Genomic DNA, 21,932 nt, shown 5'->3' on the forward strand with positions numbered 1-21,932 from the left:
GGGGCACCTCGGGGAGGGCGGGAGAGCGTTTCGAGAGCGCTCTCAGGTGCCCAGGAACGTAAAACTCCTGAAACAGGGCTGTCAATACAGCGGAAACACGCGGCACTTGGCAGCGTGTCGGAGCCGTTATGCGTTCGAGCCTTGACGGGGGCCGGGGTGGCGCGGGACGCTCTCGACGCATCTTTGAGAGCGCTCTCAGATCGTGCTCCACCCGGTCGGGAAGCCGTCGCGGCTTCGGCGCTCTCCTCCGTGCTGGGAACAGTCCGCGCCAAGGAGGCCCCGCCCATGTCCGACTCCCGAGCCGCCGCAGCCAGAAGGCCCGGCTCCGCCCGCAGGGCGGCCGTCCGCGCCGGCGCGGTCGCCCTCGCCGCGGCCCTGCTGGCCGCCTGCGGGTCCGGCTCCTCCGAGAGCGCTTCCGGCGACGGCAAGACCACCCTGACCGTCGACCTCTTCGGGTCGTTCGGCTACAAGGAGGCCGGGCTGTACGCCGAGTACGAGAAGCTCCACCCCGGCATCACCATCAAGCAGACCGACACCCAGGACGAGCAGGACTACTGGAAGTCGTTGCAGACCCGGCTCGCCGGCGGCGGCGGCCTGGCGGACGTCCAGGGCATCGAGGTCGGCCGCATCGCCTCCGTCACCCAGCAGCAGTCCGACAAGTTCGAGGACCTCGGCGCGTACGGGGCGGGGGAGCTCAAGAAGGAGTTCGCCGACTTCAAGTGGTCCGCCGCCACCAGCAAGGACGGCAAGGTCCTGGGTCTGGGCACCGACACCGGCCCCGAGGCGATGTGCTACCGCACCGACCTCTTCCGGCAGGCCGGGCTGCCCACCGACCGCGAGGAACTGGCCGCCGAGTGGTCCACCTGGGACGGCTATCTGGCGCTGGGCAAGCAGTACAAGGCCAAGGCCCCCAAGGGCAGCACCTGGCTGGACAGCGTCGGCAGCCTCTACACGATCATGATCGGCCAGGAGGAGGAGCGGTACTACAACGCCTCCGGCGAGCTCATCTACGAGCGGAACCCGGCCCTGAAGGACGCCTGGGACGCCGCCACCCAGGCCGCCGCCGACGGGCTGAGCGCCAAGCTCGACCAGTGGTCGCCGCAGTGGAACCAGGCGTTCTCGGCCGGTTCCTTCGCCACCATCCCGTGCCCGGCCTGGATGCTCGGCTACATCAAGGGCCAGGCCGGCGACGCGGGCAAGGGCAAGTGGGACATCGCCAAGCTGCCCGGCGGCGCGGGCAACTGGGGCGGCTCCTACCTGAGCGTCCCGCGCGCGGCCAAGCACAAGAAGGAGGCGTACGAGCTGGTCAAGTGGCTCACCGCGCCCGAGCAGCAGGCCAAGCTGTTCCGCAAGGTCGGCAACTTCCCCTCCTCCACCGGTGCGATCGCCCAGGTCGCCGACGCCACCGACCCGTACTTCTCGGGCGCCCCGATCGGCCGGATCTTCGGTGACGCGGCCAAGGCGGCCCCGGTGCAGGTGCTGGGCGTCCACGACAAGAACGTCGCCGACCAGATCACCAACGCGCTGAGCGAGGTCGAGCGCAAGGGCACCTCGCCGGACAAGGCGTGGGCCAACGCGAGGAAGGGCGTCGCCAACGCGACCGGCTGACGCCCCCCGGGGGGAGGGGCGCCTTCCGCGCAAGGACCCCTCCCCGCACCGACCCGCTCCCGATCCACCCCAGAACGAAGGGCCGCACCGTGTCCCTCCTCGCACCGGCGGAGCCGGCGGCCCCGCCCGGCGCCGCCCGGCGGCAGCCCCGTCCGCCCGCCGCGCGGCGGCTGTGGCGCAAGGCCACCCCGTACGCGTACATCGCGCCGTTCTTCACGCTGTTCGCCGCCTTCGGGCTGTTCCCGCTGGTGTACACGGCGTTCGTGTCGCTGTACCGGGTGGAGCTCCAGACGCCCGGCGAGATGGAGTGGCGCGGGCTCGGCAACTACACGGCGGTGTTCACCGACGAGTTCTTCTGGCTCTCGCTGCGCAACACCTTCACCATCGGCGTGCTGTCCACGGCGCCGCAGCTGGTGATGGCGCTGGGCCTGGCGCACCTGCTCAACTACCGGTTGCGCGGGCGGACGTTCTTCCGGACGGCGATGCTGCTGCCCTACGCCACCTCGGTGGCCGCCGCCACCCTCGTCTTCGCGCAGCTGTTCGGCCGGGACTTCGGGCTGATCAACTACCTGATCGGGGTGGTCGGGCTCGGTCCGGTGAACTGGCAGACGGGGACGGTCGCCTCGCAGATCGCGGTGTCGACCATCGTGGTCTGGCGGTGGACCGGCTACAACGCGCTGATCTACCTGGCCGGCATGCAGTCCATCCCGCAGGAGCTGTACGAGGCCGCGGAGATGGACGGGGCGTCGCGCTGGCGGCAGTTCGTGCATGTGACGCTGCCGGGTCTGCGGCCCACCATCGTGTTCACCGCCGTGGTGTCGACCATCGGCGCGACGCAGTTGTTCGGCGAGCCGCTGCTGTTCGAGGGCAGCGTCTCCGGCGGCATCTCGCACCAGTACCAGACGCTCGGGCTCTACATGTACGAGCAGGGCTGGGGCTTCTTCCACCTGGGGCGCGCCGCGGCGATCGCCTGGGTGATGTTCCTGCTCATCGTGGTGGTGGTCGGGGTCAACGCCCTGGTCGCGCGCCGCCGCATCCGCAAGGAGGCCGGTCGATGACCGCACTCGCCAACGCGCCGGTCCCGTCGGCCCCGCCGGTGCAGGCGCCGCCGGAGGCCGGGACGCCGAAGCGGCCGGGGGCGCGGGGCCGCAGCCGTGCGGGGCGGACCATGAAGGCCGGATGGCTCGCGTACGCCGTGCTGAGCGTGGCCGTGCTGGTCTCCGCGTTCCCGTTCTACTGGACGATCGTCGCGGCCAGCCGCTCCAACGCCGACCTGGCCCAGGTGCCGCCGTCGCTGCTGCCCGGACCGAACCTGATGTCCAACTTCCAGGCGGTGATGGAGGAAGCCGACATCGGTCTGGCGCTGCTGAACTCCCTCATCGTGTCGGGTTCGATCACCGTGGGCACGGTGCTGTGCTGCACGCTGGCCGGCTTCGCCTTCGCCAAGCTGCGCTTCCGCGGGCGGGGGGCGCTGCTGGCGCTGACGGTGGGCACCATGATGATCCCGCCGCAGCTCGGGGTGATCCCGCTGTTCATGGTGATCGCGAAGCTGGAGTGGGTGAACCAGCTCCAGTCGGTGATCCTGCCCGGTCTGGTGTCGGCGTTCGGGGTGTTCTTCATGCGCCAGTTCCTGGTGCAGACGCTGCCCGACGAGCTGATCGAGGCGGCCCGGGTGGACGGGGCGTCCTCCGCGCGGATCTTCTGGTCGATCGTGGTGCCGATCGCCCGGCCGGGGATGGCGGTGCTGGGGCTGCTGACCTTCATGGCCGCCTGGAACGACTTCTTCTGGCCGATCGTGGCGCTGTCCTCGCAGAACCCGACCGTGCAGGTGGCCCTGCGCCAACTGGGCGGCGGTTATGTCCAGGACCAGTCGGTGATCATGGCCGGCACGCTGCTGGGGACGCTGCCGGTGCTGCTGGTCTTCGGTCTGCTGGGGCGGCAGATCGTCGGCGGCATCATGCAGGGCGCCGTCAAGGGCTGAGCCCGATCTCCTTATTCTCACGACCGTTGGGAGCCATGTTCCGATGACCGCCGTCGACGCACGTCCGCAGGCCCGCGCCGAGTCCGGGCTGACGTTCCCCACCGGATTCCGCTGGGGCACCGCCACCGCCGCGTACCAGATCGAGGGGGCCGCCGCCGAGGACGGCCGTACGCCGTCGATCTGGGACGTCTTCAGCCGTACGCCGGGCAAGGTCCGCAACGGGGACACCGGTGACATCGCCGCCGACCACTACCACCGGATGCGCGAGGACGTCGCGCTGATGCGGGATCTGGGGGTGAGCGACTACCGCTTCTCGGTGTCCTGGTCCCGGGTGCAGCCCACCGGGCGCGGGCCGGCGGTGCAGAAGGGCCTGGACTTCTACCGGCGGCTGACCGACGAGCTGCGCGAGGCGGGCATCCGGCCGGTGGCGACGCTCTACCACTGGGACCTGCCGCAGGAGCTGGAGGCGGCGGGCGGCTGGCCGCACCGGGAGACCGCGGAGCGCTTCGCCGACTACGCCGGGCTGGTGGCGGGCGCGCTGGGCGACCGGGTGGCGACCTGGACGACGCTGAACGAGCCGTGGTGCGCCGCGTACCTGGGCTACGCCTCCGGGGTGCACGCCCCGGGGCGGACCGAGCCGGCGGCGGCGCTGCGGGCCGCGCACCACTTCAACCTGGGGCACGGCCTGGCGGTACGGGCGCTGCGGGCGGCGCTGCCGGGCCCGGCGGAGGTGTCGCTGACGCTGAACCTGCACGCCGTCCGGCCGCTGAGCGGTTCGGAGGCGGACCGGGACGCGGCGCGGCGCATCGACGCCCTGGGCAACCGGGTGTTCCTGGACCCGGTGTTCCACGGCCGGCTGCCGGAGGACCTGGTGGCGGACACGGCCGCGCTGACGGACTGGTCCTTCGTCCGGGACGGGGACCTGGCGGTCGCCTCCGAGCCGATCGACTCGCTGGGCATCAACTACTACTCCCCCACCGTGGTGGGGGCCGGCGTGTCGGAGTCGCCGTCCCCGTGGCCGGGCGCGGAGGACCGGGTGCGGTTTGAACCCGCTCCGGGGCCGCGTACGGCGATGGACTGGCCGGTGGACCCGGACGGGCTGTACGAGCTGCTGGTCAGGCTGCGCGACGAACTGCCGCACGTGCCGCTGGTGATCACCGAGAACGGCGCGGCGTACGACGACTACGCCGACCCCTCGGGCGCGGTGCACGACCCGGAGCGGGTGGCCTATCTGCACGCCCACCTGGCCGCGGTGCACCGGGCGCTGGCGGACGGGGTGGACGTGCGGGGCTACTTCCTGTGGTCGCTGCTGGACAACTTCGAGTGGGCGTACGGCTACGGCAAGCGGTTCGGCATCGTGCACGTGGACTTCGCGACCCAGCGCCGTACGCCGAAGGACAGCGCCCGCTGGTACGCGCGGGTGGTGGCCCGCAACGGGTTGGCGGCGTCCTGAGCGGCGGCGCTCAGCGGGAGGTCCGGCCGCGCCGGGCCTCCGCCCGCGCCTGCCGTCTGGCCTCGCGGGCGAGCGGCAGGTAGCGCAGCCGCTCGGGCAGGGCGGGGACGGTGAGCCGGACGATCCGGCACAGGCGCCGCAGCCGCCGCTCCTGGGCCGGGGTCCACTCCAGCCCGAGCGCGGCCCGGGCCTCCGGTGGCATCAGCCCGGTGGTGAGGAAGGCTCGGCCGCGCACGAGCGCCGGTGAGAGGACCGGCCACAGGGCCCGCAGGACCAGCCGCAGCGGCCAGGGGCCCCGGTCGGGCGGCGGGAGCCGGGCCGCCGGGTCGACCAGCTCGCGGACCACCGGGGTCGCCTCGATCTCCTCGGCGAGCATGCGGCGGTAGTAGGGCCGGAACTCCTCGATGGTCTGCGGCATGTCCCGGTCGTGGATGCCGAGGATCCGCCCGACCTGGAGCCACTCGGCGTACAGGGCCCGCTGCTGGGCGTCGCTGAGCGGGCGGACCAGGTAGCGGAAGGCGTGCTGCTGGACGGGGAAGCCGGTGGCGTGGACCCAGGCGTACGTGGCCGGGGTGAGCGCGTGGTAGCGGCGGCCGCGGGTGTCGGCGCCCTGGATGGCGCGGTGCAGGACGCGCAGCCGGCGGCCCTCCTCGGCGGCGCGCTCTCCGCCGTAGACCCAGAGCTGGAGCGAGCGCAGCGAGCGTTCGCCGCGGCCCCAGGGGTCGGTGCGGAAGACCGAGTGGGTGTCGACGCCCGCGCCGACGGCCGGGTGGGCCACCTGGAGGGTCAGGGCGGCGGGGAGCATCAGCAGGCTGCGGACGTCGCCGACCAGGCTCCACAGCACCCCGCCCGGCGGCGGCGGCACGGGGTCCGGGCGGCGGGCGGACGCCGCCCGGGGCGCGTCCGGTCGCGGTCGGGAGGCTTCTGGCGTGGTGGTCATGGTGCGCCGCTCTGTGGCCGTTGGTGCTGGTTGGGCGTGTGGGATCGGTGTGTTCCGCTGTCCAGTATGCGGCGGCGGTGTGGGGTGTTGGCGCAGTGGACGGGTGGGCGCAAGTCCGGGGGCACCGGATGGCTACCGGAAGGTAACCGCGGCTGCTTGGATATGGCCCGCCAGGTCCGACATCCCCTCTCCGTCAGGAGTGCCCGTGCCGCGATCCGCCCCGCTCTCCCCCGTCGTCCGCCGCCTCTCCGCGGCCGTGGCCGCCACCGCGCTCACCGCCGCCGCGCTGGCGGCCGCCCCGGCGGCGAGCGCCGCGCCCGCTCCTGCCGCGCCCGCGCTGAGCGTGCTCAGCTACAACAGCTTCCTCTTCAGCCGCACGCTCTACCCCAACTGGGGCCAGGAGCACCGGGCGAAGGCGATACCGGCCGCGCCGTTCTTCCGCGGGCACGACGTGGTGGTCCTCCAGGAGGCGTTCGACAACGGCACCTCGGACGCGCTGCTGCGCGACGCGGCCGGCCAGTACCCGCACCGGACGCCCGTCATGGGGCGGAGCAAGAGCGGCTGGGACGCCACCGGCGGCTCGTACTCGGCGACCACGCCGGAGGACGGCGGGGTGACCGTGCTCAGCAAGTGGCCGATCGTCCGCAAGGAGCAGTACGTCTACAAGGACGCCTGCGGCTCCGACTGGTACTCCAACAAGGGCTTCGTCTACGCGGTGCTGGACGTCCGCGGCAGCCGGGTGCACGTGGTCGGCACCCACGCCCAGTCCACCGACCCCGGGTGCTCGGCCGGCGAGGCGGCGGCCGTGCGGAGCCGGCAGTTCAAGGCCATGGACGCCTTCCTGGACGCCAAGCGCATCCCGGCCTCCGAGCAGGTGCTGGTCGCGGGCGACTTCAACGTGGACCGGCACAGCGGAGAGTACGCCTCGATGCTGGCCGACGCGGGCCTGGCGGGCGAGGACGCCCGCACCGGGCACCCGTACTCCTTCGACACCCGGGACAACTCCATCGCCGCCGAGCGCTACCCGGACGACCCGCGCGAGGACCTGGACCACGTGCTGCACCGGTCCGGTCACGCCCGCCCGGCGGCCTGGCGCAACGAGGTGGTCAAGGAGTCCACCGCGCCCTGGACGGTGTCGAGTTGGGGCACCTCCTACACGTACACCAACCTCTCCGACCACTACCCGGTGATCGGCTCGGCCCGCTAGCTCAGGGGATGCGGGTAAGGCGTGGTCGTCGCGAGCCGGAGGAAGCCGAGACGGTCGCGGTCCCGGTGTGCGCCGGTTCCGTCCGGCGCCCCACGTCCCCGGTCCGCTGCACGGTCACGCCCGGCCCGTCCGGCCACGGGGACGCTGTCGGACGGCGGTGGGGTGCGCCGCCGCGGCGGGCGGCGGCAGGTCCTTGACGAACACGAGGCCGTCGTACGCGGTGAGGCGGGCCGGGTCGAGGGGTGCGTAGCCGTGGTAGGGCGATACGCGGGCGACGGGCCGCGGATCGCCGAGGAGGGCGGCCAGCTCGCCGGCGTCGACGAGGCAGCGGTCCTCGGGGAGGGCGTCAGCAGGCCCTCGACCGTGTCCGGCGGCGGAGCGCCCACCCCCTGGTGCCGGATCGTGCCCAGCGCGGTGGCGATGTCCCGCTGGAGGTGCGCGTTGTGGGCGTGGACCAGTACCGGACCCCGTTCGGCGAGGGCGAGGAGGTTCTCCGCCATCATCAGGCCGCGCAGGCCCAGCAGGCGTGTCATACGAGCGGGTGAGGCGTCGGCCATCCCGTGGTGGTAGCGCAGCAGGCCCAGGGCGGTACGCCCGTACAGACGCGCCCGGTCCCACTCCTCCCGCGAGCCGGCCGCGAGCATCTGCGGGGTCCGCTCGTCGAGCAGCGCCACCAGGTCGTCGGCGAGCACGCGCAGCCCGGCGGCCTCGGCCGAACGCCCCGCGGACCGCGCCGGGTCCGTCATGGCGGCGGGCTCGGTCCACCGGTCGTCGTCGCCGAGCAGGCGATCGAGCGTCTCGGCGGTGCAGGGCAGCAGGTCCGCGTCCACTCGGGCGGCCAGGCGGGCGTGCAAGGCGGTGAGCGCCCGCCGGGGGCTCTGGGCGCCCGCCATCTCCAGCGGACCGTCGAAGCCGGCGAAGCGGACCTGCTCGGCGGCCGGGCGGCCGGTGTTGTGCTCCCGGGCCCAGCGGACCAGTTCGCGGTTGGCGGCGGAGGCGCCCCAGCCGTGGCTGAAGCCGTGCTCCATGACCTCGTCGAGGCTGCCGGTGCCGGCGGTGACGTGGTCGTCGACGAGCAGGCCGGCCAGGCAGTCGCTCTCGATCGCGATGGTCCGGTAGCCCTCGCGCTCCACGAGCTGCCGGAAGAGGGCATTGCGTACGCGGAGCAGGTCGTCCTCGCCGTGGGTGGGCTCCCCGAGGGCCAGCACCCGGGGGCGGGCCGGCAGCAGCTCCATGACGGCGGCGGCTTCCAGGGCACGGGTGGTCTCTGCGACGTCGGTGGGCATGCCGTCAACGCTATCGTTGAAACAACGGTGGAGACTTTCGCGCGAATCGGCGGGGTGAATGGGCGAAAAGCTTCAAAGCGGAGGTCGGCTGCGGCCGGTCGACCTGGCGCGGCGGCACGGTCTGTCCACGCAGGCGGTGCGGAACTACGAGGCGGCCGGCGTCCTGCCGCCCGCCGGCCGCACGGACAGCGGCTACCGCGTCTACACCCCGCTGCACGGACTGGCCCTGGGCGCGTTCCTCGCGCTGGTGCCCGGCCACGGGCACCGGACGGCGGCGTCGATCATGCGGGCGGTGCACGAGGGCGCGATGGACGAGGTGTTCCGCCTGGTGGACGAGAGCCACGCGCAGCTCCGGGAGGACCGGCGGACCCTGCGGGCCGTGGAGAGCGCACTGCGCGACCTGGGAGCCGAGCCCGCGGCGGCCTCCGCCCGCTCCGCCTCAGGCGTCTGGCCGGGGCCCGGCGGTGCGTTCATCGGTCCGCTGGCGGGCCGGCTCGGCGTCCGGCCCGCGACGCTGCGCGCTTGGGAGCGGGCCGGGCTGGTGCGGCCCGGCCGCGATCCGCGGACCGGGTACCGCGTCTACACCGAGGCGGACGTACGGGACGCCCGGCTGGTGCACCAGTTGCGGCGGGGCGGCCATCTGCTGGAGCAGATCGCCCCGCTGATCACCCGGGTGCGGGAGGCCGGCGGGCTCGAACCGCTGGCGGACGCCCTGCTCGACTGGCACGGCCGGCTGACGGTCCGCGGACGGGCGCTGCTGACCGGGGCCGCCGAGCTGGCCGCGTACCTCCGCGAGCGGGAACGGGAATGAGCCGGCGGCGGCTCCCGCACGGTGAACGGGCCGCCCGGACCGGTCGCCCAGCGCGCCGGGGCCGCGGTGACGGTGGCGGCGTTCGCCGGCTTCGGCCGCCGGGTCGTCCGCGTCCGGGCGGTGCGCAACCCGGAGCAGCCGGGAGCGTGGGCCCGAGGGGGCCGTTCCGGGCGGATCAGCCGTCTTTCACAGTGCTGGTGAGACAGCGATAATGTCTCATCCGCAGCCGGAAGAGAGGCCCGACCATGGCGACCGAGACCGAGGGAGAGCCGTCGCAGCCGACGCTCACCGTCGACGAGCTGGCCGCCCGGGCCGGCCTCACGGTCCGGACCATCCGGTTCTACAGCGCCCGGGGACTGCTGCCGCCGCCGGTCATCGGGCCGCGCCGGGTCGGCCGGTACGGGCCGGAGCACCTGGCCAGGCTGGCGCTGGTGGAGGAGTTGCAGCAGCAGGGCATGACGCTGTCGGCGATCGAACGGTACCTGGAGCAGTTGCCGCCGGACCTGAGCGCCGACGACCTGGCCATCCACCGCGCGCTGGTGGCGGCCTGGGCCCCGGACGCGACCGAGGACGCCGACCGGACGGAGCTGGAGCGGAGGCTCGGGCGGGCGCTGTCGGCGCAGGACGTGGACCGGCTGGTCGCCATGGAGGTGCTGGCCCGCACCGAGCGGGACGACGTCTTCCAGGTGGACCTCGGTCTGCTGCGGCTGGGCGCGCGCCTGCTGGACGTGCCGATAGCGCACGAGACGATCCTCGCGGCGCGGACGGTGCTGGTGGAGCACACCCGCTCGGCCGCCCAGGAGCTGACCCGGCTGTTCCGCGACGAGGTGTGGGGCCCCTACCGCGAGCGCGAGAGCGACCCGGAGCACGTGGCGGCGATGAAGTCGCTCTCCGCCCATATGCAGCCGCTGGTCGTCCAGGCGCTGGTCACCGCGTTCCAGCGGTCGCTGAAGGACGAGCTGCGGTCGGCGTTCCGCGGCGGCGAGTGACGGCGGTCCGGCCGCCCGGTGACCACGGCGCGGCGGCGGGAGGGGCATGCCCACCGGGCCGGTGCCGCGGTGCGGGACACCGGCCTGCGTCGACACGACTGCGACCTGACGGCCGTCCCCGTCAGGCCCGAGCCGGAAGGCCCAGGCGTTCGTGGGGCCTCAACCTCCCTGCGGCTGTCGGCCACGGTGGCGAGGCCGTGATTTTCCGGCCGCCCGCGGCTTCCCGGCCCGCCCGCCTGACGCCGTACCGAGGGGGCTGGAACGCAGCCGGGCGAGTTGCAGCCCACCCCGGAGCGGTCGACATTCGGTGCATGAGCTCGAAACGTGCGCTTGTCGCCGGGGTGACCGTGGCCGTAGTGCTGCCGCTGGGCATGGTGGTTGCCACGGCCCCACGGAAGTCGACCGCTTTCTCGAGCGAGGCGTCCGCCGCGTCGAGCACCGAATTCTCAGGGCAGGTCGACATCGGTGGCGGACGCAAGCTGTATCTGCACTGCAAGGGGAGCGGGAGCCCCGTAGTGGTCCTGGAATCGGGTATCCACGACTCCTCGGACACGTGGAACATCACCGACACCAAGCCTCCGGTGCCATCCGAACCGTCCGTCTTCGACGGTGTGGCCGCCTTCACCCGCGTGTGCGAGTACGACCGCCCGGGCACGGTCCGTTACGGGGAATCACCCAGCCTCACCAAACGCAGCACTCCGGTCGGTGGGATGCGATCCCTGTCCGGCATGGCCGATGATCTGGGCCGCGTGCTCGCAGCGGCCGGGGTCCCCGGACCCTACGTACTCACCGGCCACTCGTTCGGAGGGATGATCGTCCGCCTGTACGCGCAGCGGCACCCCGAGAACGTGGCGGGACTGGTGTTCGTCGACGCGTTTAACGTCAACATCGCATCGCTGATGGGTGACTACTGGCCGGCGTACACCAAACTGCTCAACGCGCCCGGCACCACTCTGGACGACGACAAGGACTTCGAGAAGGTCGACGTCGACGGGGCGATCAACGCCGTGGAGAGAGCGCCCTCCCTGCCGAGGGTGCCCGCCGCGGTCCTCAGCAAGTCCGAGCCGTTCGCCGTGGCGCCCACTGCTCCCGAAGCCGTACTGAAACGGCTGGAGGCGTCCTGGCCCAAGGTGCAGGGCGCCTTGGTCGATCTGGAGCCTCAGACTCCCCACACCATTGCCACCGGCAGTGACCACTACATCCAGATCAACGACCCCGACCTCACCACCAGCATGATCAAACTCGTATACGGTCGCGCCGCCCAGGGCTGATCGCGCACCCCTTCGCCGGCGTCCACGACGTCCACACCCCGCGCGACGCAACCGCCCGCTGTCCCCGCCACGCACCTCCCCACCACGCGGACCCGCCACACACCGTCGTCCATCCTCACCCGCGATCGCCGCCGCGGTCCTTGCTCTCTCCCTCGACGTCTCCCTCAGCCGCCTTCTCGGCGGCCTCCGTCCTCCGGGGTAGCAGAACGACCGCCGAGGCCGCCAGGAACAGCACGGCCGCGCCCACGTAGAACGCGGCTGAGACGGCGGCGGTGACCGCGTCCTTGAGCGCCGGGACCAGGTCGGCGGGAAGCCCCGCGGGCAGGCGTGACCCTTGCTGCGTGGCCTCTACCGCCTTCCCGACCGAACGTGCGACCTCGCCGGTGCGCTCTGAGGGGAGGCGGCCGTCCTGTTGCAGGACCTGCCCCAGCCTGTCGCCCAGTACGTGGGTCACGACGGCGCCCATCACCGCCAGCCCCAGGGCCGCGCCGACCTCCCGGGCGGTCTGGGTTACTCCGGCCGCGCGCCCGCGCATCCCCAGGTCCGTGCCGGCGAGCGCGGCGGTCCAGGCAGGGCTGACGCACAGCCCCATCCCGATGCCCATCACGCTGAAGAAGACCAGCAGCCAGGCGAAGTCCTGCTGATGCAGGGCCAGCGCCGTGCACAGCAGGGCGGCCACACACAGGCCCATGCCGAAGCCCAGGGGAACGCGCGGGCCCAGGCGGTCGTAGAGCCTGCCGCCCAGCGGTGCGCACACCACCGTCGGGAGCGTGAGGGGCAGCACGGCGAGACCGGCCTCGAAGGGCGACAACCCCACCACGTCCTGAAGCCATACGACTCCGAACACCGCGAAGCCCACGAACGCGAAACGCACCGCCGACACGACCGACGTGCCCACGGCGAACTGTCGCTGCCGGAGGAGTTCGAGGTGGAGGAGCGGATGGGAGACACGTCTGCCGCGGGCCGCCAGCAGGGTCAGTGACACGGCTCCGGCAGAGAACAGCGAGACCACGGCGACCGAGGACCAACCCCAGTACCGCGCTTGCGCGAGGGGCAGGACCACGCAGACCAGACCGGCGAACAGCAGGGGCGCGCTCGCCCAGTCGACCGGTTCGCGCCGCGGCGGCCCGTCCGTGAGCAGGAGTCGGGTGAGGACCACCGCGGCGATCCCGAGGGGCGGGTTGACGAAGAAGACGGCACGCCAGGACAGCTCCGACGTCACGACTCCCCCGATGAGCGGGGCCATGCCGTAGAAGAGCGTGGACAAGCTGGACGAGATCCCCATGGCCTTCCCGCGTTCCGCCAGGGGGAACTCCTTGAAGATGATCACCTGGGAGGCTGGGCGAAGGATGGCGGCGCCGGCTCCCTGCGCGGCGCGCGCCGCGATGAGCCAGGCGTCGGACTGGGCGAAGCCCGCCGCGAGCGAGGCCGCGACGAACAGCCACGTGCCGATCCGGAAGGCGCGTTCATGGCCGAGGTCGTCGCCGATGCGCCCGCCGATCGCACTCATGCCGGCGAAGCTCAGCAGGTACGCGGTGATGACCCACTGCAATGCGGTGGAGGAGGAGCCCATGCTCCGCTGGATGGTGGGGAGGGCGACCAGCACCACCAGGGCGTCGATCGCGATCATCGATGAAGCGCAGGTCATCACGGCCAGCACCCACCACCGGTGACGCCTGCTCATGAGGCGAACGTACCAACCCGGTGAGCCCCGCCCCGTGCGGACACTCAGGACGCCTCACGATCACCCGCGTCCTCCGCCCGCCTCAGTGCCTGCTCAAGCCCTGCCGCACGCGTCGAGGAGCGTTGCGACCAGCGTGTCGCGGGCGAGCGGAACCTTGTACGCGTTGGCCTCCACCGTGCGGGCGTCGGACAGCTCCGTGAGCGCGGCGGCCGCGAACCGGTCCGCGGTGACCGGCCCGCCCCGCAGGACGGCCTCGGCACGACGGGCGCGCCACGGCTTGGTCGCGAGGCCGCCGAAGACGATCCGGGTGTCCCTGACGGCGTCGCCCTCCAGGTCTACCACCACCGCGACCGACACGAGGGCGAAGGAGAAGGAGGCCCGGTCGCCGACCTTGCGGTAGCGGGATCGGGTGGCCATCGGGAGCGGCGGCAGTTCCACCCCGGTGATGAGGTCCGCGTGGTCGAGCACCGTGTCGCGCTCAGGGTGGGCCCCGGGCAACCGGTGCAGTGCGGTGACGGGGATCCGGCGGGGCCCGAAGCGGCCCTGCACGCACACCACGGCGTCCACCGCGCAGAGCGCGACCGCGAGATCGGAGGGGTGCACCGCCACACAGCTCTCCGAGGCTCCCATCAGGGCGCGGTGCTCGGTGCGGCTCGCGGCGGCAGCGCAGCCGGAGCCGGGTTGCCGCTTGTTGCACGGTGTGGCGGGGTTCTGGAAATACGGGCACCGCGTGCGCTGCACCAGGTTCCCCGCCACGGTGGCCATGTTGCGCAGCTGGGGTGACGCACCGGCCAGAAGCGCCTGTGAGACGACGGGGCGGCGCCTGCGCACCTCGGGGTGGGCTGCGAGATCCGCGTTGCGGACGTTGGCGCCGATGCGGATGCCGCCGTCGGGGAGTGCCTCGACGGCGTTGAGAGGCAGCCCGGTGACGTCCACCAGCAGCCGTGGCGCGGCGATCCCCAGCTTGAGGTGGTCGAGGAGGTTCGTGCCACCGGCCACGTAGACGGCGCCGGGCTCCTCCGCGACCAGCGTGACGGCTTCCGGGACGCTGGAGGGCCGTTCGTAGGCGAACGGCTTCACCCCGGCTCACCGGCTGCCGCCCGGTCGCCCTCCGCCGCTTCGCGACCCGCTGCCGCCTCCGCCTCCACCAGGTGGCGCGCATTGATCGGCAGGTCGCGCACGCGCCAACCGGTGGCGTGGTGCACGGCGTTGGCGACGGCCGCCGCCGTGCCCACGATGCCGATCTCCCCGACGCCCTTGGCCCCCATGGGGCTCGTGTCGACATCCTCCTCGTCCACCCAGCAGGCCTCGACCTCCGGGACGTCGGCGAAAGTCGCGACACGGTACGCGGCGAGATCACGCGTGTGGAAATGGCCGTACCGCGGATCGAGGACACCCTCCTCGCACAGGGCCATGGAGACCCCCATGGTCATGCCTCCGATCAGTTGCGACCGCACCGTCACCGGATTGATCACCCGCCCTATGGCGAAGACCCCCAGCAAGCGCGACACCCGGACCTCTCGTGTGACCGTGTCCACCGCGACCTCGGCGAACTGCGCGCCGAAGGCGTGCTGGGAGTGCGTACGCGGTGCGGCGAGCTCGTCCAGCGTGTCGGAGGCAGCCTCCAAACCGCCGCTCGGCAGGGCCCCGCCGCGACGCGCCATCTCGGCCCGCAGGGCTTCGCAGGCGCGCACCACCGCCGTCCCCCAGGAAGTCGTACCGCTGGACCGTCCGGCCCAACTGGCCGAAGGCAGAGCACTGTCGCCCACCTCCACGGCGACGAGGTCCAGGCCGACGCCGAGGGTGTCGGCGGCGATCTGGGCCAGCGCCGTACGCGCCCCGGTGCCGATGTCCACCGCCGCGATGCGCACGGTGACGCGGCCGCGGCCGTCGACCTGCGCGTTCGCCCTGGACGGGAACCGGTACTGCGGAATGGTCGACGCGGCGACGCCCATGCCGACGAACCCGCGTCCGCCGGCGAGCTGCGCGGGTGGGCTCTCGCGCTCCGCCCAGCCGAACCGCTCGGCCCCCGTCCGCAAGCAGGCGGCGAGGTTGCGGCTGCTGAAAGGCAGGCCGCTGTGCGGATCGTTCGCGGTGTCGTTGCGCAACCGCAGCTCCACCGGGTCGATCCCGCACGCGTGCGCGAGTTCGTCCATCGCCGACTCCAGCGCGAACATGCCGGGGCATTCGCCGGGGGCGCGCATCCACGTGGGGGATGGGACGTGCAGCCGCTCCCGCCAGTGCCGGGTCTCGCGATGTGGCGCGGCGTACATGGTGCGGGTGGGGGCGGCTGCGTACTCGGCGTGATCGCTCGTCATGGACGTCTGCTCGTATGCCACGTGCGAGACGGCCGAGAGCCGACCGTCGGCCTCGGCGCCGAGCCGGACGCGCTGGATGGTCGGCGTGCGGTATCCGGCGACGACACTGAGTTGCTCGCGGGTGAGCACCGTCTTGACCGGCCGGCCGGCGACCTGTGCCGCTACGGCGGCCAGGGCGAGCTGGGCTTTGGGCGCGGCCTTGGAGCCGAAGCCTCCCCCCACGTGCCGGGCGATGACCCGCACCCGGTCGGGGCTGATGCCGAAGAGGCGCGCGAGGATGTCACGAGTCCCCGAGGGCCCCTGGGTGGTCTCGTGGACGGTCAGCCCCCCGGCCTGCCAGTACGCCACCGTCCCGTGCGGCTCCAGGGCGTGGTGGTGGTACGGGGGAGTGGTGTAGGTGGCGTCGACCCGGACGGGCGCGTGCGACAGAGCCGCTTCCACATCGCCGTGCGAGCAGTCCGTCGGGAAGTGGGGCCCGCGGTCCGGCGACCGGTGGAGGTCCGCGGCGGCGGTGTCCAGCTCGACCCGGTGCGGAGCGACCGCGTAGTCCACCTCCACCATCCGAGCCGCTTCGCGGGCGATCTGCGGCGACTCGGCCACGACCGCGGCGACGAACTGGCCCAGGTAGGTGACCGAGGACGACTGGAAGACCGCGAGATCCGCATCACTGGTCTGGTGGAGGCGCGGGCAGGCGCCGCCGTGGATGACGGCCAGCACACCGGCATGCGCGAGGGCGCGCTCCGGGCGCACGGCCGTCACCCGCCCGTGAGCGATCGCCGCCGGCACCACCGCGACGTACGCCAGTCCCGGCAGCGCCACGTCGCCGGTGTAGCGGGCCCGGCCAGTGACCTTGTCGGGAGCCTCCCGCCGGGGTACCGCGGCCCCCAGGGCCCCGGACCCGGCTTCCCGTACCACCGCCTGCGTCACGGCGCCACGTCCATGATCGCCGCCACGATGTTCTGGTAGGCGCCGCAGCGGCACAGGTTCCCGCTCATCCGCTCGCGGACTTCCGTCTCCGTCAGGGCCGGACCCTCCGACGACGGGCCGCTTGCGGAAGAGGGCCGCTCACGCGAGGCCTCATCGAGCATCGCGACGGCCGAGCACAGCTGTCCAGGGGTGCAGAAGCCGCACTGAAAGGCGTCACGGGCGATGAATGCCTTCTGCAAACGGTGGGGACCCGCCCTGCTCAGGCCCTCCACTGTCACGACGCGCGCACCGGCACCGGCCACGGCGACGGCGAGGGTCAGGCAGCTGTAGACGCGCCGACCGTCCACCAGTACGGTGCAGCACCCGCAATGGCCCCGTTCGCATCCGGCCTTCGCCCCGGTGAGGCCGAGGGAATCACGCAGGGCATCGAGGAGTGACATCCTGATGTCGACGGTGAGGAAGTGCCTTTCCCCATTGACATCGAGCGTGATGTTCTCCATGGGGAAACCCCCAGTCCATGCGCTCCACGATGATCCAGTCTATTGCGCCCCTGGCGGCCGCGCATGCGCTGCCGGGCGTGGTGTGCGGTGCACAGGGCGCGCGTCAGCGTTCTTGCAGCAAGTGTGCCCAGGCTCCGTCCGCGGAGTCGATCACCTGCCGGTGATCTCGTCACCGGCCGCAACGCCCGTTGCCGACCGGCAGGAACGGCCGCAGCCGTTCCCACTCGGCATCACTCGGATCACCCCGTCCCATCCCCACGGCAACGAACCGAACGTGGAGTAGTCACATGATCGACCGGACGGCTCCTAGTCGTGGTAGGTCTCGCCGCGCTCGGCCTTCTCGACCAGGGACGCCGGGGGCTGGAAGCGCTCGCCGTAGAGGGCGGCCAGCTCGCGGGCGCGGGCGACGAAGCCGGGCAGCCCGCCGTCGTAGCCGTTGACGTACTGAAGGACGCCGCCGGTCCAGGCGGGGAAGCCGATGCCCATGATGGAGCCGATGTTGGCGTCGGCGACCGAGGTCAGGACGTTCTCGTCGAGGCAGCGGACGGTGTCGACGGCCTCGGCGAAGAGCATGCGCTCCTGCATGTCCTTGAAGGGCAGCGAGACGTCGGGCTTGGTGAAGTGCTCGCGCAGGCCGGGCCAGAGGCGGGTGCGGCGGCCGTCCTCGCCGTACTCGTAGAAGCCGCCGCCTCCGCTGCGGCCGGGGCGGCCGAACTCGTCGACCATCCGGTCGATGACCTCGTCGGCGGGGTGGGCGGGCCAGACGCCGCCGGCCTCCTCGACGGCCCGGCGGGTCTCGTCGCGGATCTTGCGCGGGAGGGTGAGGGTCAGCTCGTCCATCAGGGAGAGGACCTTGGCGGGGTAGCCGGCCTGGGCGGCGGCCTGTTCGACGGAGGCGGGCTCGACGCCCTCGCCGACCATGGCGACGCCCTCGTTGATGAACTGGCCGATCACCCGGGAGGTGAAGAACCCCCGGGAGTCGTTGACGACGATGGGCGTCTTCCGGATCTGGCGGACCAGGTCGAAGGCGCGGGCCAGGGCCTCGTCGCCGGTGCGCTCGCCCCGGATGATCTCGACCAGCGGCATCTTGTCGACGGGTGAGAAGAAGTGCAGGCCGACGAAGTCGCCCGCGCGCTCGACGCCTTCGGCGAGCAGGGTGATGGGGAGGGTGGAGGTGTTGGAGCACAGCAGCGCGTCGGGGGCGACGACGTGCTGGATCTCCTGGAACACCTTGTGCTTGAGGGCGGTGTCCTCGAAGACGGCCTCGATGACCGCGTCGCAGCCGGCGAGGTCGGCCGGGTCGGCGGTGGGGGTGATGCGGGCCAGCAGCTCGTCGCGGGCCGCCTCGGTGGTGCGGCCCCGGGAGAGCGCCTTGTCGAGCAGCTTGACCGCGTACCCCTTGCCCCTGGCGGCGGCTTCGGCGGAGACGTCCTTGAGGACGACGTCGATGCCGGCCTTGGCGCACGAGTAGGCGATGCCGGCGCCCATCATCCCCGCGCCGAGCACGGCGACCTTGGTGACCGTGCGCGGCTCGGGGCCCTTCGGGCGGCTGCGGCCGGCGTTGACGGCCTGGAGGTCGAAGAAGAACGCCTGGGTCATGTTCTTCGCGGTCTGCCCGGTGACCAGCTCGGTGAAGTAGCGGGACTCGATGATCTGGGCGGTGGCGAAGTCGACCTGGGAGCCCTCGACGGCGGCGGCCAGGATGTTGCGCGGGGCCGGGTAGGGCGCGCCGCCGGTCTGCTTGAGCAGGTTGGCCGGGAAGGCGGGCAGGTTGGCGGCGAACTTGGGGTGCGCCGGGGTGCCGCCGGGGATCTTGTAGCCGGGGACGTCCCAGGGCTGCCGGGACTCGGGGTGGGCGTCGATGAAGGCCCGCGCCTTGGCGAGCATCTCCTCGGGGGTGGAGGCCAGTTCGTGGACCAGGCCGTTGTCCAGGGCGCGGCGCGGCGTGTACTGGGTGCCCTGGAGGAGGACCTTCAGCAGGGCGTCGGCGATGCCCATCAGGCGCACGGTGCGGGTGACGCCGCCTCCGCCGGGCAGCAGGCCGAGGGTGACCTCGGGCAGGCCGATCCTGGAGCCGGGGGCGTCCAGGGCGACGCGGTGGTGGCTGGCGAGGGCGATCTCGTAGCCGCCGCCGAGAGCCGCGCCGTTGATCGCGGCGACGACGGGCTTGCCGAGGGTCTCGATGCGGCGCAGGGCGTCCTTGATCGCCATGCCGCCGTCGAAGACGCGCTGGGCGTCGGCGGGGCCGGCCTTGATCATGTCCTTGAGGTCGCCGCCGGCGAAGAAGGTCTTCTTGGCGGAGGTGTAGACGATGCCTCGGATGGAGTCCCGCTCGGCCTCGGCGCGGTCGGCGACGGCGGTGATGGAGTCGCGGAACGCCTGGTTCATGGTGTTCGCGGACTGGGCGGGATCGTCCAGGACGAGGGTGACGACGCCGGTCTCGTCCTGCTCCCAGCGGATGGTGGTGCTCTCGGTCATTTCGGCTTCTCCGTGAGGGGTGCGGACGGGGCGGTCAGAGGCGCTCGACGACGGTGGCGATGCCCATGCCGCCGCCGACGCACAGGGTGGCCAGGCCGTACCGCTTGTCCTGGCGCTCCAGCTCGTCCACGAGGGTGCCGAGGATCATCGCGCCGGTCGCGCCGAGCGGGTGGCCGAGCGCGATCGCGCCGCCGTTGACGTTGATCTTGTCGAGGGAGAGGCCCATGTCCTTGGCGAAGCGCAGCACCACGGCGGCGAACGCCTCGTTGATCTCGACCAGGTCGATGTCGTCGATGGTCAGGCCGGCCTTGGCGAGCGCCTTGCGGGTGGCGGGGGCGGGCCCGGTGAGCATGATGGTGGGCTCGGAGCCGGAGACGGCGGCGGAGACGATCCGGGCGCGCGGGGTGAGGCCGTAGCGCTCGCCGGTCTCCTTGGACCCGATGGCGACCAGGGCGGCCCCGTCGACGATGCCGGAGGAGTTCCCGGCGTGGTGGACGTGGTCGATCCTCTCCACCCAGTGGTAGCGCTGGAGGGCGACGGCGTCGAAGCCGCCCAGCTCGCCGATGTCGGCGAAGGAGGGCTTGAGGCCGGCGAGGGAGTCGGCGGTGGTGCCGGGGCGCAGGTGCTCGTCGTGGTAGAGGACGGTGAGTCCGGCGCGGTCGCGCACGGGCACGACGGAGCGGTCGAAGCGGCCGTCCTTCCAGGCGGCGGCGGCCCGCTCCTGGGAGAGTGCGGCGTACTCGTCGACGTCGCGGCGGGTGAAGCCCTCGATGGTGGCGATGAGGTCGGCCCCGATGCCCTGGGGCACGAAGTGGGTGTCGAGGTTGGTCATCGGGTCGTTGAACCAGGCCCCGCCGTCGGAGGCCATCGGCACCCGGGACATGGACTCCACGCCGCCGGCCAGGACCAGGTCCTCCCAGCCGGAGCGGACCTTCATCGCGGCCATGTTGACCGCTTCCAGACCGGAGGCGCAGAAGCGGTTCTCCTGGACGCCGGCGACGGTGTCGGGGAGTCCGGCGGCGATGGCGGCGATCCGGGCGATGTCGGAGCCCTGGTCCCCGACGGGGCCGACGACACCGAGCACGATGTCGTCCACGGCGGCCGGGTCGAGGCCCGGGAAGCGGTCGCGCAGCTCGTGGATGAGGCCGACGACCAGGTCGATCGGCTTGGTGCCGTGCAGGGCGCCAGTGGCCTTGCCGCGCCCGCGCGGGGTGCGGACCGCGTCGTAGACGTACGCTTCGGTGCTCAACTGTCAGACCTTTCGGGAGGGGTTGTCCAGCAGGGACCGGCCGATGATCTCCTTCATGATCTCGGTCGTGCCGCCGTAGATGGTCTGGATGCGGCCGTCGGTGAAGGCGCGGGCGACCGGGTACTCGGCCATGTAGCCGTATCCGCCGTGCAACTGGAGGCAGCGGTCGGCGACCCGCTTCTGCAGTTCGGTGGCCCACCACTTGGCCATGGAGGCGTGCACCGCGTCCAGTGTCCCCTGGGCGTGGTCGGTGATGCAGCGGTCCAGGAAGGCGCGGGTGACGGCGCACTCGGTGGCCATCTCGGCGATCTCGAAGCGGATGTGCTGGAGCCTGGCCAGCGGCCGGTCGAACGCCTGGCGGTCCTGGACGTACGCGGTGGTGATCTCCAGCAGGTGTTCCGCGCCGGCGATGGCGGCGACGGCGATGCCCATCCGCTCCTGGGCGAGGTTGGTCATCAGGTGGACGAACGCGCCGTTCAGCTCGCCGAGGAGGTTGTCCTTGGGAACGCGCACGTCGTGGAAGAACAGCTCGGCGGTGTCCTGGGACTTCTGGCCGATCTTCGCCAGGTTGCGGCCGCGTTCGAAGCCGGCCGCGCCGCGCTCGACGACGAGGAGGGAGAGGCCGTGCGCGCCGCCCTCGGGAGTGGTCTTGGCGACGACGATCACCAGGTCGGCGAGGATGCCGTTGGAGATGAAGGTCTTGGAGCCGTTGAGCAGCCAGTGGTCGCCGCGGTCCTCGGCGGTGGTGCGGATGCCCTGGAGGTCGGAGCCGGCGCCCGGCTCGGTCATGGCGATGGCGGTGATGGTCTCGCCGGAGCAGAAGCCGGGCAGCCAGCGGCGCTTCTGCTCCTCGGTGGCCAGCCCGGTCAGGTAGGGGCCGATGATGTCGTTGTGCAGGCCGAGGGCGAGGCCGGGCGTGCCGGCGCGGGTGAACTCCTCGGCGAGGACGGCGCTGTAGCGGAAGTCGGGCATGCCGCCGCCTCCGTACTCCTCGGGGACGGCCATGCCCAGCAGGCCCTGGCGGCCGGCGGCGCGCCAGGCGTCCCGGGAGACGATGCCGTCCTGCTCCCACTGCTCGTAGTGCGGGAGCACCTCCTTGGCGAGGAAGGTGCGGACCGTCTCGCGGAACGCGTCGTGCTCGGGGGTGAACAGCAGGCGTTTCACCGGGGCCTCCTGTCGGCGGCGGGGTCGGTCTCGGGGGCGGGGGCTTCTTCGGGCGCGGTGGCGGTG

Annotated in this window: 16 protein-coding genes and 1 pseudogene; 8 read left to right on the forward strand and 9 right to left on the reverse strand. The window is 72.4% G+C overall.

Translation table 11 applies throughout. The features are described from left to right. Window positions 1–285: 285 nt before the first annotated feature. From C6N75_RS04795 to C6N75_RS04810, 4 genes are all read left to right on the forward strand, one after another. On the forward strand, window positions 286–1,608 hold the full coding sequence (locus tag C6N75_RS04795) for an ABC transporter substrate-binding protein (protein ID WP_105867581.1): 1,323 nt from the start codon (window positions 286–288) through the stop codon (window positions 1,606–1,608). An 89-nt stretch (window positions 1,609–1,697) separates the two neighbouring features. Beyond that, on the forward strand, window positions 1,698–2,666 hold the full coding sequence (locus C6N75_RS04800) for a carbohydrate ABC transporter permease (RefSeq protein WP_105867582.1): 969 nt from the start codon (window positions 1,698–1,700) through the stop codon (window positions 2,664–2,666). Continuing rightward, the gene (locus C6N75_RS04805; RefSeq protein ID WP_105867583.1) at window positions 2,663–3,589 is read left to right on the forward strand and encodes a carbohydrate ABC transporter permease; all 927 of its coding nucleotides are present in this window, start codon (window positions 2,663–2,665) and stop codon (window positions 3,587–3,589) included. Before C6N75_RS04800 ends, C6N75_RS04805 begins: the two co-directional genes overlap by 4 nt. 43 nt (window positions 3,590–3,632) lie before the next feature. Then, window positions 3,633–5,042: a GH1 family beta-glucosidase gene (locus tag C6N75_RS04810; RefSeq protein WP_105867584.1), complete on the forward strand. Its 1,410-nt coding sequence runs from the start codon at window positions 3,633–3,635 to the stop codon at window positions 5,040–5,042. Between the two features lie 10 nt (window positions 5,043–5,052). On the opposite strand, the gene C6N75_RS04815 is transcribed toward C6N75_RS04810, so the two are convergent. After that, a complete protein-coding gene (locus tag C6N75_RS04815) occupies window positions 5,053–5,982 on the reverse strand; it encodes an oxygenase MpaB family protein (protein ID WP_105867585.1) in 930 nt (309 codons plus the stop codon). A gap of 256 nt (window positions 5,983–6,238) precedes the next feature. Between C6N75_RS04815 and sph the strand changes: the two genes are divergently transcribed. Further along, window positions 6,239–7,189 (forward strand): sphingomyelin phosphodiesterase, encoded by a 951-nt coding sequence (sph, locus tag C6N75_RS04820; RefSeq protein WP_407703192.1) that lies wholly within the window; start codon window positions 6,239–6,241, stop codon window positions 7,187–7,189. A gap of 114 nt (window positions 7,190–7,303) precedes the next feature. Here the strand turns inward: sph and C6N75_RS04825 are convergent. Beyond that, a pseudogene (locus tag C6N75_RS04825) lies at window positions 7,304–8,475 on the reverse strand (erythromycin esterase family protein). Between the two features lie 58 nt (window positions 8,476–8,533). On the opposite strand from C6N75_RS04825, the gene C6N75_RS04830 reads away from it, so the two are divergent. The 3 genes from C6N75_RS04830 (at window position 8,534) to C6N75_RS04845 (ending at window position 11,546) form a co-directional block, all read left to right on the forward strand. Beyond that, a complete protein-coding gene (locus tag C6N75_RS04830) occupies window positions 8,534–9,286 on the forward strand; it encodes a TioE family transcriptional regulator (RefSeq protein ID WP_105867587.1) in 753 nt (250 codons plus the stop codon). Window positions 9,287–9,531: 245 nt separating this feature from the next. Beyond that, window positions 9,532–10,275: a MerR family transcriptional regulator gene (locus tag C6N75_RS04840; RefSeq protein ID WP_105867588.1), complete on the forward strand. Its 744-nt coding sequence runs from the start codon at window positions 9,532–9,534 to the stop codon at window positions 10,273–10,275. Window positions 10,276–10,586: 311 nt separating this feature from the next. After that, entirely contained in the window at window positions 10,587–11,546 is a 960-nt protein-coding gene (locus C6N75_RS04845) for an alpha/beta fold hydrolase (protein ID WP_105867589.1), read from the forward strand. A 115-nt stretch (window positions 11,547–11,661) separates the two neighbouring features. Here the strand turns inward: C6N75_RS04845 and C6N75_RS04850 are convergent, their stop codons facing one another. The 7 genes from C6N75_RS04850 to C6N75_RS04880 form a co-directional block, all read right to left on the reverse strand. After that, on the reverse strand, window positions 11,662–13,176 hold the full coding sequence (locus tag C6N75_RS04850; RefSeq protein ID WP_181160345.1) for an MFS transporter: 1,515 nt from the start codon (window positions 13,174–13,176) through the stop codon (window positions 11,662–11,664). A 147-nt stretch (window positions 13,177–13,323) separates the two neighbouring features. After that, window positions 13,324–14,310, reverse strand: a complete 987-nt coding sequence (locus C6N75_RS04855) for an FAD binding domain-containing protein (protein ID WP_105867591.1) — start codon at window positions 14,308–14,310, stop codon at window positions 13,324–13,326. Next, a complete protein-coding gene (locus C6N75_RS04860; protein WP_258177230.1) occupies window positions 14,307–16,475 on the reverse strand; it encodes a xanthine dehydrogenase family protein molybdopterin-binding subunit in 2,169 nt (722 codons plus the stop codon). The genes C6N75_RS04855 and C6N75_RS04860 overlap by 4 nt, the downstream gene beginning before the upstream one ends. Beyond that, on the reverse strand, window positions 16,472–16,975 hold the full coding sequence (locus tag C6N75_RS04865; RefSeq protein WP_105867592.1) for a (2Fe-2S)-binding protein: 504 nt from the start codon (window positions 16,973–16,975) through the stop codon (window positions 16,472–16,474). Before C6N75_RS04865 ends, C6N75_RS04860 begins: the two co-directional genes overlap by 4 nt. Window positions 16,976–17,281: 306 nt before the next feature. Beyond that, window positions 17,282–19,453: a 3-hydroxyacyl-CoA dehydrogenase NAD-binding domain-containing protein gene (locus C6N75_RS04870; protein ID WP_105867593.1), complete on the reverse strand. Its 2,172-nt coding sequence runs from the start codon at window positions 19,451–19,453 to the stop codon at window positions 17,282–17,284. Between the two features lie 34 nt (window positions 19,454–19,487). Further along, the gene (locus C6N75_RS04875; RefSeq protein ID WP_105867594.1) at window positions 19,488–20,702 is read right to left on the reverse strand and encodes an acetyl-CoA C-acetyltransferase; all 1,215 of its coding nucleotides are present in this window, start codon (window positions 20,700–20,702) and stop codon (window positions 19,488–19,490) included. 3 nt (window positions 20,703–20,705) lie between these two features. Continuing rightward, the gene (locus C6N75_RS04880; protein WP_105867595.1) at window positions 20,706–21,866 is read right to left on the reverse strand and encodes an acyl-CoA dehydrogenase family protein; all 1,161 of its coding nucleotides are present in this window, start codon (window positions 21,864–21,866) and stop codon (window positions 20,706–20,708) included. Window positions 21,867–21,932: the final 66 nt, after the last annotated feature.

Source organism: Streptomyces solincola (assembly GCF_002982015.1).
Classification (GTDB): Bacteria; Actinomycetota; Actinomycetes; order Streptomycetales; family Streptomycetaceae; genus Streptomyces; species Streptomyces solincola.